The following is a 15108-nucleotide window of genomic DNA, read 5'->3' on the forward strand; positions in this document are numbered from 1 at the left end:
TAATAAAATTACATTTAGGATGTCTATCCGCTAAGTAAATATCTAAATGTTAAATATAGAAAATCAATTGCAACATATATATACTAACTTATTGAGAATAATTCCCACATACCTTTTTTATTTTTATCCTACGCTTAAAATCCAATACTGTCAATATAGATATAAGTAAACCAATATTAAATTCTAGAAGTATATGTGTTGCAATTAAAAATCCAAAAATTTTTTTAGCATTGTTTTATAACTTATCAATAATTTATGTACAATATGCCAAAATAATTTCATCAGCTTTTATCTTTTGTATTGTAATTTCTTAAACAAGCAGGTGCCTCAAAACGATCAAAAGTCATCTTGAGGCACCCACTCTATAATTTATTATCTAAAATATAATTATCTCATATCTTCTATTTTAATATGGTCCATATCATCAAATGTTTGGTTTTCTCCACACATTCCCCATATAAATGAATAATTTTGAGTTCCAATTCCTGAATGAATTGACCAGCTTGGCGAAATCACTGCCTGTTCATTCTTCATCACTATATGTCTTGTTTCTTGTCCTTCTCCCATGAAGTGGAATACTGCTTGATCTTCTGGAACATTAAGATATAAATATACCTCCATACGTCTTTCGTGGGTATGGCATGGCATTGTATTCCAACCACTTCCTGGTTCTAATATTGTTAATCCCATTACTAATTGACAGCTTTGACAAACTGCAGGATGAACATATTGATTTATAGTTCTCTTATTCATATTAATTTCATCGCCGCATTTAATTTTATTAGCTTTCTCTAAATCAATTTTAACTGTAGGATATGATTTAAGAGCAGGTGCTGAATTTATGTAGAACTTAGCTGGATTTTTTGGATCAGCCGATTTGAATTCTATATTTTTAACGCCTTGTCCAACATATAGCCCATCTCTATATTTTAGATTATACTCTTCTCCATCTGTTATAATAGTTCCTTCTCCACCTACATTAATAACTCCAAGTTCTCTTCTTTCTAGAAAATAATCCGTACCTAATTCTTTAGAAGCTCCAAGTTTTAATGTTTGTTTTACTGGTGTAGCACCACCAAATATAATTCTATCGTTATGACTATAAACTAAATTTACTTCATCTTCTATAAATACTTTTTCAACTAAATAATGTCTTCTCAATGTTTCTGTATCATAATGTTTTGAATCCTCTGGATGATTTGAATATCTAATTTCCATCTTCATAATTTTTCTCTCCTTTTTACTTTAGGCACACGTGTGCCCATGTTATTAACTATATTATATATTTTTATGTAAATAGTTTCAATACTATAATCAATTTTTTTTATTTTTGCATAGTAAACATATTTAAAATATACAAATTAGTTATTTCAACCATTAAATTAATTTAATTTTCAATGAAATCTATAAAACATCATATCTATTTCAATATCCTACATATTGCTGATATGATGTTTTTTGTATTAACTATTTACTTTTTGCATTGCTTAATGGAGCTACCGATTTCTAATTTAGATTCCATATATATCTTTCTATTAGTTATATTATTTTCACTATTTATACAATGTAATAATAAATCAATTGCAACTTTAGATATTTCACCTATTGGTCTTTTAATTGAAGTAATGCTTGGTATAATAAACTGTCCAATTTCATTTCTATCAAAGCCCAATATTGAAATATCATCTGGTACTCTTATCCCTTCTTCAGCAAGAGCTTTTATTGCCCCAGCTGCCATCTCATCATTAAAAGCAAAGATAGCTGAAAAATCTTTTTTTCTTTTAATAAGTTCTTTAGCTTTCATATATCCACTCTTAACACTAAAATCTCCATTTACTATCAATTCATTATCTACATTAATTTCATAATCTTTAAAGGCTTCTAAATATCCTTTTCTTCGCATCTTTGTAGAATCAAAGTCTTCCACACCTTCAATAATAGCGATATTTTTATGACCTTTCCTTATAAGCTCCTCTACGCCTTTATATGTACCTATACTTTCATCTGTATATACATTTACAACATCATATTCTATTTTTCTATTTATAACAACAATTGGTATATTATTATCTATAATTTCTTTTATGAAATTATCATCAGTTTCTTTCTGACTTACTACTAATATTCCATCATAATTTTTAGGATTTATTGTTTGCTCCTCATGCATATCTATTCCTTTTACAATAACATTATATTTCCTATCTATATTTCTATACACATTATGTATTACTGTCTGAAATACAAATGGCGAGGTTCCATTATCTATAGTTGAAAAGAACACGCCTATATTATAAGCCTTATCTATTTTTAAACTCCTAGCATTCATGTTTGGAATATAATTTAATTCTTTAACTGTTTTTAATACTTTTTCTCTAGTTTCTTCACTAACAGATTTAGAGCCAGTTAATACTCTGGAAACAGTTGAGTGCGAAATACCAAGCACTTTTGCTACATCTTTAATTGTAGTCGCCATGTTTATCCTCCATAAATTTTATACATTCAGCGTCAAAGGTTGCTTTATTAAATAGCTTAATTCATTTTATCATTTTTATCTATATTTTAAAAATTATATTTATATTTAATTTTCGGAATTTTATTGTAATCATTGCTTTAAATTGCCAAATATTATAAAATATTAATTAAGACGCATTCCTAATTTCACCCAAAATTCTTAAAATATACAAATGTCTATAATTAAAGATCTAATAAACTTAAAGAAGGATTTTATATGATATTAAATGCAAATATACAAAAAGTTAATATATTTAAAAAATGGGACATTATCATAATAATTACATTAATAATTTTATCCTTTATTCCTGAGGTTATTTTTGGCATGGTAATTGGAAAAAGTTATACTGGGACTTATGCCGAAATAACTTTGGATGGCAAGCTTTATAAAAAAATACCATTGTCTGAACACAAAGGTGAAGATAAAATCAATATTAAAACTAGCTATGGTTACAATGTAATTGACATAAATAACGACTCTATTAGAATACTAGATGCAGATTGCAAAGATAAAATTTGTATAAAGGCTGGGGTTATATCTAAACCTGGTGAGAGTTTAGTTTGTCTTCCACATAAACTAATGGTAGAAATTAAGAGCACTATCAATAATAATAACAATGACATTGATGTTATTAAAGCACACTGAGGTGAATAAAATGAATAAAACGTTTCGTATAGTATTTATAGGCCTTTTAGTATCACAAGCTTTAGCTCTTTATACCATTGAAAGCATGATTCCGGTTCCATTCATTGCGCCTGGTGCAAAACTTGGACTAACAAATTTAATTACAGTAATTTCATTATACATATTAAATAGTAAAAGAGATGTTTTAATGATAATATTAATAAGAATCTTACTAGCAGCTATGTTTACTGGCAATCTTTCAACTCTCATATATAGTGCTGCTGGTGCTCTACTCAGTTACTCTGCCATGATAATCATAATGAGGTTTGCTAAAGATAAGGTAAGCATTATAGGTGTAAGTGCCGCTGGTGCCTTCTTTCATAATGTTGGCCAATTAATAGTTGCTTCAGCTATAATTCAAAATATAGCTATAATGCTTTATCTTCCTATTTTATCTATAGCAGGCATCGGTACAGGAATTTTTATCGGAATAACTGCTAATTTTATAGTTAACCACATGTCTAAACTATCCTACTTTAAAAATATTAATATTTAAAATTATCATTGATATATTGCACTTTTAAATATTGCTTATTATTATCATAAAAAATTGACATTTGGAAAGCTCTAATTTTCTGCTTCCAAATGCCAATTTATTTTTTAGTCTACAAATTTAAAATCATCATTCAATTTTGTAATCCTATCTTTAAAATCATTAGATGTATAGATTTTATTATCAGATGTTGTAATTTCACATGATACTCCCGGCAGACTATTTATTAAATCTAATCCTTTTTCAGGTCCTAATATAAATACTGTTGTAGTTAAGAGATCTGCCAGCATGTTGTTATCTGGCTCATCTCCATTAATGATTATAGTATCACTCATAATACCTGTATCTGCTGGATATCCGGTTTTAGTATCCATAATATGATGATATCTCTTATTATCTTTTATGAAATATCTTTCATAATCGCCTGAGGTTGATAATGCTTCATTAGATAAAGTTATTATTCCAAGATATTCTTTTGGATCTTCACTTCTAGGATGCTTAATCCCAATAGACCAGTTCTTATTGTCTTTGTTTTTGCCAAGAGCATATATAGAACTTGCCCCTAAATTTATTAATCCATTTTCTATGTTATATTTTTTATAAATTTTTAAAACTTCATCAGCTGCAAAGCCTTTGGCAATACCGCCTAAATCTATAGCCATTCCCTTTTCCTTAAGCATAACACTACCATCATCCTCATTAATACTGATTTTATCATATCCTACTAATGGTAATACAGCTTTAATTTCTTCATCTGAAGGTAATCTCTCATTATCTGTACCTATTCCCCACAAATTAATTATTGGACCCGTAGTAATATCAAATGCTCCATTACTTAGCTTTGAATACTTTAATGAAGTTTCTATCATCTTTAAGATCTCCGGATGAACTTTTACATATTCTTTCCCAGAAGCATTGTTTATTTTATAAACATCACTAGTTGCAATATTAGTACTAGCCATATCATTAATTTCATCTAATCTTTTAAAACTTTCTTCAACTGCTTCCTTTGAATTTGCTCCATATGCATTTAAGGTCACTTCTGTATCCATAACTATATTACTTTTTTCATAATATTTATTTTTGCTATTTCCACATGAACTACAGCTTAAAACAATTAGAATACAAGGTAGTAATACACAAATTATTTTCTTCATATGCTTGCTCCAATCTTTTATGTTATTAAAGACTATAAAAGGATAAAAAACTGTAGGCTCTTTAAATATTTTAGAAAAACGAGGTAAGTAAGAGTCCAAATTCCAGACAAAATTTCAACTCTTAAATTTCATTATTTAAACTTCCGTAATGAGTAAATACAAGTTGTCTTTTTCATTTGGGCTCTCAAACTTTCTCTTTAGGCTTCTCCCTTAACTTATCTCTTTTTCAGTTGTAATCATTATAATTTTCCATTAACTCGCATAAACTGAACCTTACAAGAAATAAATCAGACTTTTGATTTAACTCTCTATAATTATAAGGTACTTACTTCTTTAATTATGCTTATTTCACTGGCAATTTGTATTGCTCCTGTTGGACATTTTGCTGTACATGTAGCTTCTTTGCAGTTTTCTACACATATCTTGGTATTCACTATAGCCAGATTATTTTTAACTTCAATTGCTCCATAGCTGCAGTTTCTTGCACAAATACCACAGCCAAGGCATGGTGATGCACTACAAAGCTTTCTAGCTACAGCACCTTTGTCTTTAGAATTGCAGTTTACTTCTACAATTGCATTAGATGGTATTAATTCTATAACATTTTTAGGACATACTTCTTGACATTTTCCACACCCAGTACATATATTAGCATTAACGATTGGTAGTCCATTTTCACCCATTGTTAATGCTCCAAATGGGCAGTTGTTTACACAAGTTCCAAATCCCATACATCCATGCTGGCATCCTTTTGGGCCTCCTTGAATTAAGCTTGCAGCTTTACAATCTTTTATTCCCTTATAATTATAATTTGCTTTTGTCTTATCAGCTGATCCCTTGCATCTTACATGGGCTACTCTTGGTTCCACGTCTTCAGCCTTTTTTCCTGTAATTTCTGCTACAAGTTTTGCCACTGCATCTTTACCTGGAACACATAAATTAGGTGGAACCTCTTCATTCATAACTACTGCCTCTGCATATGCTGCACAACCTGCATATCCACATGCACCACATTGGCCCTTAGGTAGGATATCCTCTACTTCATGAATAAGTGGATTAACTTCCATTGCAAATTTTTTATTAGCAAAGGCAAGAACTAGACCAAAGACTATCCCAAGCCCACCTAATACTACAATAACCATTATTAAAGTAAACATACTACATCCTCATCTCCTTTATATCATTCCTGAAAATCCCAGGAATGCCATTGCTAACATACCTGCTAATATAAAAGCAATACCTGTTCCTTGAAGCGTCTTTGGCACATCTGCATACACCAGTTTCTCTCTTAGACTTGCCATAAGTATCAATGCCAGTGCAAATCCCATGCCTGAACCTATTGAGAAAACTACGCTTTTAACAAATGAGTAGTTTGATTCAACACTTAATAGTGGAACTGATAGCACTATACAGTTTGTTGCTATTAAAAGAAGATATATTCCCCACATGCTATATAAAGTAGGTGCTTGTTTTTTTATAATAAGCTCTAATAATTGTACAAAACTTGCTATGAGTATAACAAATACTATTGTAGTTAAGAATGTTAAATTATATGGCAAAAGTACAAAAGTATATACAACCCAAGCTAGCATTGAGCTTAATGTTATAACTGAAGTAACTGCCATCCCCATTCCTATTGAAGCGTTTAGACTTTTAGAAACTCCAAAAAATATACAAAGTCCTAAAAATTTTGTTAGAACAAAATTATTTACAAGTACTGCACCTATAAAAAGCGTAAAATATTCTTTCATTATGCTTTACCCCCTTTTAATTTTTGGGCTTCTTTATGCTCATTGTGAAGCTTAATTGCACCTATCATATAACCAATTAGTATAAACGCTCCAGCTGGTAAAATCATGATTAAAGGTGCATTATACCATGAACCTAATATTTTAAAACCAAGAATTGATCCGCTTCCAAAAAATTCTCTTATTACAGATATTGAAAGCATAGCAAGTGTAAAACCACATCCCATACCAAATCCATCTAAAAACGATGGAAAAACTTTATTTTTTGATGCAAATACTTCAGCTCTTGCTAAGATAATTGCAAAAACAACTACTAAGTCTAAGTAAATTCCAAGAGCACTATACAATTCTGGAGAAATTGCCTGAAGCACAAGCTCTACCACTGTTACTATAGTAGCTATAAAGGTAATATAAACTGGCACTCTAACCTTTGGATTTACAAATTTTCTTGTGAGTGATACAACTACATTATTCGATGTAATAACAAATGTTACACACAAGCCCATGGTCAAACCATTTATTACCGATGATGTAACTGCTAATGCAGGACAAAGACTTAAGCATAACATAAATATTGGATTTTCATCATATAAACCTTTGCTAAAAATTTTCCACTTTTCTTTCATATTACTTACCTCCTGCAAACTCTGTCACATCATGTACAGCATTTTTAACAGCCAGTGTTACTGCCCTAGATGAAATTGTTGCTCCTGTCATAGCTTGAATGTCATCTTTATCGGAAGCATCTTTTGTTACTACTAAATTTGCTTCTTTTTTTCCTTTAAATTCACTTCTGAATGGCTGCTTTGTAGCATTATCTCCAAGGCCTGGTGTTTCATTATGTGATAATATTTTATAATCCATTACCTCTCCAGCTGGAGTAACGGCTACAAGCATTTTAATTTCTCCTCCATACCCTTTACTTTCACCTGGAACCACATATGCAATTGCTTTTCCACCTTTGTCAGCTTCAAACCATTGATCTTTCCCATCTATTGCTTTGAAGCTGTCTGCATCACTTACTAATGCTTTCATGGATTCCTGCTTTGATATCTCTTTTTTTGCAGTAGCAATTGGATTTGTAACATAATATACTATTCCTAATATTAATCCAGACACTACACAAGTTATTATCAGATTTATTGCTATTTCAAAAATAGAATATTCTTTACTAGCTTTAACCTTTGCTTCTGACATTTTACTACCCCCTTGCTCCAAACTCTTTTGGTTTTACAAAACGATCTATTAGTGGTGTTACTGCATTCATTAGCAATATTGAGTAGCAAACACCTTCAGGATATCCTCCTATTAATCTTATTAAAGAAGTTATTACTCCAGCTCCTACCGCAAAGATTATCTGTCCCTTTATAGTTATTGGAATAGTAACCATATCAGTTGCCATAAAGAAGGATCCTATAATAATTCCTCCAGCCATCATATTAAATAATGGATCACCAGTAAATAAACCTGTAGATGCAAAAATCCAAGTAAGAATTCCAACTGTTCCTATCATACAAACAGGAACCTGCCAGCTGATGTAACCTTTGTATATCAGATATAATCCTCCAATTATAAGTAATATAGTTGATGTTTCTCCAATAGATCCATTTCGCATGCCAAGAAGCATTGCTTTATACATTTCTCCTTGGCTTCCAAAGGTTTCAATTAATTTGCTATATCCTTGCTGCTTTAATATGTTCAGTGGAGTTGCACTACTAACAGCATCTACAGACGTTGTCATCTTTGTCCATGTAGTCATTGCAACTGGCCAAGACACCATTAAAGCTGCTCTTCCAATATGAGCAGGATTAAAGATGTTAAAACCAAGTCCTCCCATAGAATGCTTTGCTATTACAATAGCTATAAATGATCCAAATATCACCATAGTAGGTGGTACATTAGGTGAAATGGACATTGCCAGCAAAAGACCAGTTAGAAATGCGCTTCCATCAAAAGCTGTGATTTTCTTTTTTCTAAATTTCTCGACTAAGTATTCAAATGCAACTGCTGAAATTGCTCCAACTGCCATGTTTATAAATGCTGGAATACCAAAATAAAATATTCCAAAAATAGCAGCAGGCGCTAATGCCAAATTTACATTCCACATTATTTTTGAAATTGATTCATCACAGCGAATATGTGGAGATGCTGATACAGTATATAGACTTTCCTTCACTTCTATTTCCTTTGTTTTAATTCCCTTATCTTTAGTTTCTTTTGCTTCATTTCCTGCAGTGTCTATTTCGTGTGCTTTAATTTCAGAATTCATTTTATCCCTTCTCCCTATTTATTTTTTGCTGCCAATGCTTGATTTTGTGCTTTTAAATACTTCACATACTGTACAATATTTCTTTTTGCAGGACACGTATAAGCACAACTTCCACATTCTATGCAATTGAATAAACTGTATTCTTCCTTAGCCTCTTCAAACTTGTGACGTTCGCCAAGTATACTTAGCATACTTGGTATTAAGCCCATAGGACATGCCTTTACACATCTGCCACACCTAATACAGGGAGATTCTTCTCCGGAATTAACAGCTTCTGAACTCAGAGCTAATATACCAGACACTCCTTTAATTACAGGTACATCTAACGAAAATTGAGCAATTCCCATCATTGGCCCGCCCATAATTATTTTTTCTGGAGTAGCATTAAAGCCTTCACAATAATCTATCACATCTTTAAAACTTGTACCTATCCTTAATAAAAGATTTTTAGGCTGGCTTATTGCATCACCTGAAACTGTAGTAACTCTTTCTATTAATGGAATACCATTTACTACTGCATCACATATTGCAACTGTTGTACCAACGTTTTGCACAACTGCACCAACATCCATTGGTAATCCTCCCGTTGGCACTTCACGACCAGTAAGCACTTTTATAAGCATTTTTTCTGCCCCCTGAGGATACTTTGTTGGTAACGCTGTTACTTCTACCGAAGTTCCTTTAAAAGCTTCCTTCATAATCTTTATAGCATCTGGTTTATTATCTTCTATGCCTACGAAACCTTTACTAACTCCAAGTACCTTCATTACAATTTTTACACCAGTTACTATACGTTCTGCATATTCAAGCATCATTCTGTAATCTGCTGTCAAGTACGGTTCACATTCTGCAGCATTTAAAATAAAAACATCAATTTTTTTGTCTTTACTTGGGGAAAGCTTTACATGTGTGGGAAAAGTGGCACCTCCCATTCCTACTATTCCTGCATCTTTAATTATGTCTTTAATTTCCTGAACCTGTAGCTGCTCAAAGTCACGATTCAATGGAATTCCTTCCACCCATTCATCTAACCCATCATTTTGAATTACAACTGATAAACATGTTCCTTTTGATGCATGCGGTTTTTCTGCAACTTCAATAACTTTCCCAGAAATAGACGCATGAATGGGACTATGCATAAAGGCATCACTTCTGCCTATAACTTGTCCCTTTTTAACCATATCTCCTGCCTTAACTAAGGGCGTACAAGGTGCACCAATATGCTGGCTCATAGGGATGGTTACCTTTTCAGGTAATGGTGGAATTTCAATAGCTCTGTCCGAGCTATATTTCTTACTGTCTTTAGGATGAATCCCTCCAAGAAAACTTTTTAACATTATACTCGCCTCACAAACCTCTATAAAATAAATTATTATATTATAAAATACGAACAATTACTGGCTGGGACTTTTTGCTTTTGTTAGCTGCTTTATCAAATATCTTTACAGCAATGATAGCTAATATAAGAGCGATTATCCCGCCTATTATTTGAAGCATACGGATATTTGCCCCAATATATTGTCCTAGAAAACCTCCTACCATCACACCAATAAATAAAGCAATTAATGGTAAAACAAAAACAATAAAGGCAGCACTTAAAACATTAGTCTCCTTTACCTCAAAACTTACCCTTTGTCCAGGTTTTGCTCCTATTTTATTATCTGCGCTTATAATTATACTGTCGTTTCCAGGACAAGCCCCGCAATTTTTACAATCATTATGCCTCCCGACTCTAACTTTTGCCATATCATTGCTAGTCTCAATCACTAATCCTTGTTCTGTTTTCATTATTATCAAACCTCTCAAATTGCTTTTAAATAATTAAAAAAGTTAACATTGTATTTCATTCTAATTATAATTATTTATCCACTCAAAATGTTTAGCATAACCATCACCTCACAAATTGATAAAAGATTTCATCTTATTCAATATATTATATTATAAGTTATTATTTGGAATTTAGTATTTGGTATTATTATAAACCTTTATTTTGTGATTTGAAAGCATAGTTTTTTTTTTCACATATTAAATAAATTTTGACAATATATACTAGTAAGTTTCTCAGTGATATAATATTAATGTAAAAAACATTATAAATCATTATTTAAAATACTTGGGGGCTTTATAAATGAATATAGAATTTTCTAATAATCTAACTTATTTTCAAACAGGAATTTTCAACCTATTGGATGAGAAAAAAATGAAACTTATTGCTAGTGGGAAAAAAGTATTTAATTTATCTGTTGGTACACCTGATTTCAAACCAGACAAGCATGTTATTGATGCATTAGTTGAAGCAGCACAAAATCCTGATAATTGGAAATATTCCTTAGGTGATCTACCAGAATTATCAGAGGCTATTTGTAAATATTATATGAAAAGATTTAATGTTAAAATAACAAAACAAGAAGTTATGTCCATCTATGGTTCTCAAGAAGGCTTAACACATATTGGATTTTCTCTATGCAACAAAGGAGATGTTGTCCTTGTTCCAAACCCAGGATATCCGATTTTCGAAATTGGCCCTTATCTTTCTGGAGCCAATATAGAATATTATTCTCTTTTACCACAAAATAATTATCTTCCAGATTTAAAATCTATTCCTGAAAATATATTACGTAGAACTAAATTTATGGTTGTATCTTACCCTCTAAATCCTGTTTGCGCATGTGGAACCTCTGAATTTTATGATGAATTAATAGTCTTTGCAAAGAAATACAACATCATCATAATACATGATAATGCGTATTCAGATATTGTTTATGATGGGAAAATCGGTGGTTCATTCTTATCCCATGAGGGCGCTAAAGATGTTGGGGTTGAATTTTATTCTTTATCAAAATCTTTTAATATAACTGGATCTCGAGTTTCTTTTGTAATAGGAAATTCTGAAATTATAAACCATTTTAAAATGCTCCGTACTCAAATTGATTATGGAATATTTTTACCTATTCAACATGCTGCTATTGCTGCCTTAACTGGGCCACAAGATAGCGTCAAAAAACATTGCAGAGAATATGAAAAAAGAAGAAATGCTTTATGCAGAGGTCTTACAAGTATTGGCTGGAAGGTTCCTGACAGTAAAGGGACAATGTTTGCCTGGGCACCAATTCCGCCTAAATATACTAGCTCATATGAATTTTGCATGGATCTAATGGAAAAAACCGGGGTTATATGTACACCTGGCAGTGCCTTTGGATCTCTTGGGGAAGGCTATGTAAGATTTGCTTTAGTATTGCCAGTTGATGAAATCAATGAAGCTATTAGCCGAATAAAAGAAAGCAATATATTATATTAATAATAATAACTTTAAATTTCTGTACATTATTTTAAAAAACTTTGGATATTTTATTTAAGAGAAGTATTTTTAATATAAAACACAAATTTAAGAATTGAGGTGATTATATATTGGATTTTAAAGAAGGTGCTAATAAATTTTACTTAGGTGATGATGAAAATCACATTAAGGCAGTAGTAAGTTATGTTAATAGCAGCGAAAATATACTTATACTCGACCACACATTTGTATCTCAAGAATTAAGAGGGCAAAATATTGGTGAGCAGTTGGTAAAAAGAGTTGTTGATTTTGCAAGGGAAAATAACAAAAAAATAGTTCCAACGTGTTGGTTTGCTGAGAAGGAATTTTCAGCACATAAGGAATATCAGGATGTACTGCATAAATAAAAAAATGGCCTCAAACTAGAAAATTTCTTGGTTTTAGGCCATCTTCTTCATTTATATTATTATATTAAAAATCGAAATTGTCTGGATCGGAACCTATTCTAAAATCTTTATTTAAGGAATCTATTTTTTCAATCTCCTCTTTTGTCAAGCTGAAATCAAATATATTAGAATTTTCAAGTATTCTACCTTTATTAGTTGATTTAGGTATAGTTACTACCTCACTATCTATATCCCAACGCAATATAACCTGAGCAGTAGTCTTATTGTACTTGGTTGCAATTTCTTTTAATACTTCATTATCTAATAACTTACCTGTCATTAACGGAGACCATGCTTCTACTTGAATATTATTATTTTTGCAGTATTCTCTAACTTTGTGTTGCGTTAAGTATGGGTGAAATTCCACTTGATTTATTACAGGTTTGATTTCTGCATCACTCATTAAATCTTCAAGATGATGAACTTGGAAATTACTTACGCCTATTGCTTTTACTCGTCCTTCTTTATATAAATGTTCCAATGCTTTATATCCTTCTTTATATTTCCCTTTTACTGGCCAATGGATAAGATATAAGTCTAAATATTCAACCCCTATCTTCTTTATACTTTCAGCATATGCTTTTAATGCATCTTCATATGCTAAATTTGCATTCCATACCTTAGATGTAATAAACATATCTTCTCTTCTTATTCCTGCTGCTTTAATTCCTTCTCTTATACCTTCCCCCATAGCTTCTTCATTGCCATATATAGCTGCACCATCAATACTTCTATATCCATTCACAATAGCATGTTTTATTGCATTTACTAATTCAGGACCATCTTTTACTCTAAACACTCCAAGTCCTAGCCAAGGCATTTTTGTACCATTATTTAATGTTATCCTGCCATTTATATTGTTTATCATATTGCATACCTCCCCGTATGTTTAAACATTCAATTCTTTATATTATATGCCAATAGTTGCAAGCATTATAGCTTTAATTGAATGCATACGATTTTCTGCTTCATCAAATACTACTGATTGTTTTCCTTCAAACACTTCATCGGTAACTTCTAATGCAGTTAATCCAAATTTTTCTCCAACTTCTTTTCCTACTTTTGTCTTCAAATCATGATAAGCTGGTAGACAATGCATAAATATTGCTTCTTTGTTTGCATTATTCATAACTTCTTTATTTACCTGATATGGAAGCAATAATTTTAATCTGCTTTCCCAAACTTCATCTGGTTCCCCCATTGATACCCAAACATCTGTATAAATTGCATCAGCATTTTTAGTTCCTGCTTCAACATCTTCTGTGAGCATTATTGTTGCTCCGCTTTCCATAGCTATCTTTTTACATGTTTCAACAAGCCCCTCGGCCGGGAATAATTCTTTAGGTGCACATGCGGTAAAGTTTATTCCCATCTTTGCACAAGCTACCATTAGAGAATTTCCCATGTTATTTCGTGCATCGCCCATGTATACAAAATTAACACCTTTTAATCTACCAAGCTTTTCTTCAATAGTTAAAAGATCAGCAATCATTTGGGTTGGATGAAATTCATCAGTTAGACCGTTCCAAACTGGAACTCCAGCATATTTAGCTAGTTCTTCAACTATTTCCTGGCTAAACCCCCTGTACTCTATTCCATCATACATTCTTCCAAGAACTCTTGCTGTATCAGCTATACTTTCTTTTTTGCCCATTTGAGATCCTGCAGAATCTAAATAGGTAACACCCATTCCCAAATCCCTTCCTGCTACTTCAAAAGAACATCTTGTTCTTGTAGATGTCTTTTCAAATAATAGAACTATGTTTTTTCCTTTTAACTTATCATGCAAAATACCAGTTCTTTTTAGAGTTTTTAATTCCTTTGATAAATCTAATAAATATCTAATTTCTTGTGGTGTAAAATCTAATAATTTTAAAAAACTTCTTCCTCTTAAATTTACTGCCATAATTATTCTCCTTCTACTTATAATATTTTTATAATTAAACAAATTTCCATTACATATAGTATTCAATTTTTAATAATACAATTATGCAAATAATTTCTAGCTAAATTTTTCAAAATACTTTTATTAATAATGTATTCTTAAGGCCTTTAGAAATCGATTTTCTTTCCGGATATCCCCAGCCAGTTGATTGCCTCATCTCAATAAAATCATCTATTGTTGCTGATCTTTTAACAATTTTTATATCATCCATATATTTTTCTCCTTTTGCATAATTATACATTACTAAGTATTATTATACAATATTTTATTTTCTTTTTTTACAAAAATAAAATAGGCTAGTTATTCATTTGCATAACTAGCCTTAAAATTTTACTCACTCATAGAATTTATATCAGTCTTCTTAATCTTTTTCTAGATCTTATCAGTACATTTTTTATTTTGAAGGAGTGAAAGCTTCTATAACAGCAGTTTCTTGATCTGCTGTTATTGTTCCTGCACTTACTAAAGCATCTAATTTACTCTTTAAGAAATCTCCGTGATTTCCTCCTTTTACTCCTTCTTTAACTCCACCTTGTGGTTTCAATGCTGTTTCTATTGCTGTTTCTTTGTCTGATGT

The 15108-nt window shown here is 31.3% G+C and carries 17 protein-coding genes and 1 pseudogene; 4 read left to right on the top strand and 14 right to left on the bottom strand.

What is annotated here, in order from left to right; genetic code table 11:
* Positions 1-387 precede the first annotated feature (387 nt).
* Positions 388-1224: a 5-dehydro-4-deoxy-D-glucuronate isomerase gene (gene kduI, locus CLOBL_RS23975; RefSeq protein ID WP_077861319.1), complete on the bottom strand. Its 837-nt coding sequence runs from the start codon at positions 1222-1224 to the stop codon at positions 388-390.
* Positions 1225-1471: 247 nt separating this feature from the next.
* Positions 1472-2473, bottom strand: coding sequence for a LacI family DNA-binding transcriptional regulator (locus CLOBL_RS23980; protein WP_077861320.1), 1002 nt, complete (start codon positions 2471-2473; stop codon positions 1472-1474).
* Positions 2474-2728: 255 nt separating this feature from the next.
* Between CLOBL_RS23980 and CLOBL_RS23985 the strand changes: the two genes are divergently transcribed.
* Together CLOBL_RS23985 and CLOBL_RS23990 are read left to right on the top strand one after the other, a co-directional pair.
* A complete protein-coding gene (locus CLOBL_RS23985; RefSeq protein ID WP_242953906.1) occupies positions 2729-3157 on the top strand; it encodes a NusG domain II-containing protein in 429 nt (142 codons plus the stop codon).
* A 10-nt stretch (positions 3158-3167) separates the two neighbouring features.
* Complete coding sequence (locus CLOBL_RS23990; RefSeq protein ID WP_077861321.1) at positions 3168-3692, top strand: Gx transporter family protein; 525 nt, start codon at positions 3168-3170, stop codon at positions 3690-3692.
* Between the two features lie 104 nt (positions 3693-3796).
* Here the strand turns inward: CLOBL_RS23990 and CLOBL_RS23995 are convergent, their stop codons facing one another.
* From CLOBL_RS23995 to CLOBL_RS24030, 8 genes are all read right to left on the bottom strand, one after another.
* Entirely contained in the window at positions 3797-4846 is a 1050-nt protein-coding gene (locus CLOBL_RS23995) for an FAD:protein FMN transferase (RefSeq protein ID WP_077861322.1), read from the bottom strand.
* Between the two features lie 314 nt (positions 4847-5160).
* A complete protein-coding gene (rnfB, locus tag CLOBL_RS24000) occupies positions 5161-6003 on the bottom strand; it encodes an RnfABCDGE type electron transport complex subunit B (RefSeq protein WP_077861323.1) in 843 nt (280 codons plus the stop codon).
* 18 nt (positions 6004-6021) lie between these two features.
* A complete protein-coding gene (locus tag CLOBL_RS24005) occupies positions 6022-6597 on the bottom strand; it encodes an RnfABCDGE type electron transport complex subunit A (RefSeq protein ID WP_009170038.1) in 576 nt (191 codons plus the stop codon).
* Positions 6597-7220: an electron transport complex subunit RsxE gene (gene rsxE / locus CLOBL_RS24010; RefSeq protein WP_077861324.1), complete on the bottom strand. Its 624-nt coding sequence runs from the start codon at positions 7218-7220 to the stop codon at positions 6597-6599. Before rsxE ends, CLOBL_RS24005 begins: the two co-directional genes overlap by 1 nt.
* 1 nt (position 7221) lies before the next feature.
* On the bottom strand, positions 7222-7791 hold the full coding sequence (locus CLOBL_RS24015; protein ID WP_077861325.1) for an RnfABCDGE type electron transport complex subunit G: 570 nt from the start codon (positions 7789-7791) through the stop codon (positions 7222-7224).
* A gap of 4 nt (positions 7792-7795) precedes the next feature.
* Positions 7796-8863: an RnfABCDGE type electron transport complex subunit D gene (locus CLOBL_RS24020; protein ID WP_077861326.1), complete on the bottom strand. Its 1068-nt coding sequence runs from the start codon at positions 8861-8863 to the stop codon at positions 7796-7798.
* 14 nt (positions 8864-8877) lie between these two features.
* Positions 8878-10200, bottom strand: a complete 1323-nt coding sequence (rsxC, locus tag CLOBL_RS24025; protein WP_077861327.1) for an electron transport complex subunit RsxC — start codon at positions 10198-10200, stop codon at positions 8878-8880.
* Positions 10201-10240: 40 nt separating this feature from the next.
* Positions 10241-10651 carry a SoxR reducing system RseC family protein gene (locus tag CLOBL_RS24030; protein ID WP_077861328.1) on the bottom strand — a complete coding sequence of 137 codons (411 nt, stop codon included), beginning with the start codon at positions 10649-10651 and terminating at the stop codon, positions 10241-10243.
* Positions 10652-10991: 340 nt separating this feature from the next.
* Here CLOBL_RS24030 and CLOBL_RS24035 point away from each other — a divergent pair, with 340 nt between their 5' ends.
* Together CLOBL_RS24035 and CLOBL_RS24040 are read left to right on the top strand one after the other, a co-directional pair.
* Complete coding sequence (locus CLOBL_RS24035) at positions 10992-12161, top strand: aminotransferase class I/II-fold pyridoxal phosphate-dependent enzyme (RefSeq protein WP_077861329.1); 1170 nt, start codon at positions 10992-10994, stop codon at positions 12159-12161.
* A 110-nt stretch (positions 12162-12271) separates the two neighbouring features.
* Positions 12272-12547, top strand: a complete 276-nt coding sequence (locus CLOBL_RS24040; RefSeq protein ID WP_242953907.1) for a GNAT family N-acetyltransferase — start codon at positions 12272-12274, stop codon at positions 12545-12547.
* A 64-nt stretch (positions 12548-12611) separates the two neighbouring features.
* On the opposite strand, the gene CLOBL_RS24045 is transcribed toward CLOBL_RS24040, so the two are convergent.
* The 4 genes and pseudogenes from CLOBL_RS24045 to CLOBL_RS24055 form a co-directional block, all read right to left on the bottom strand.
* Entirely contained in the window at positions 12612-13454 is an 843-nt protein-coding gene (locus tag CLOBL_RS24045; protein ID WP_077861331.1) for an aldo/keto reductase, read from the bottom strand.
* A gap of 42 nt (positions 13455-13496) precedes the next feature.
* Positions 13497-14492: an ornithine carbamoyltransferase gene (gene argF, locus CLOBL_RS24050; protein WP_077861332.1), complete on the bottom strand. Its 996-nt coding sequence runs from the start codon at positions 14490-14492 to the stop codon at positions 13497-13499.
* Between the two features lie 109 nt (positions 14493-14601).
* Entirely contained in the window at positions 14602-14742 is a 141-nt protein-coding gene (locus tag CLOBL_RS28230) for a hypothetical protein (RefSeq protein ID WP_179117826.1), read from the bottom strand.
* Positions 14743-14925: 183 nt separating this feature from the next.
* Positions 14926-15108: pseudogene (locus CLOBL_RS24055) on the bottom strand (hypothetical protein); the annotation flags it as partial.

The sequence above is a fragment of the Clostridium sp. BL-8 genome (assembly GCF_002006495.1).
Classification (GTDB): Bacteria; Bacillota; Clostridia; order Clostridiales; family Clostridiaceae; genus Clostridium.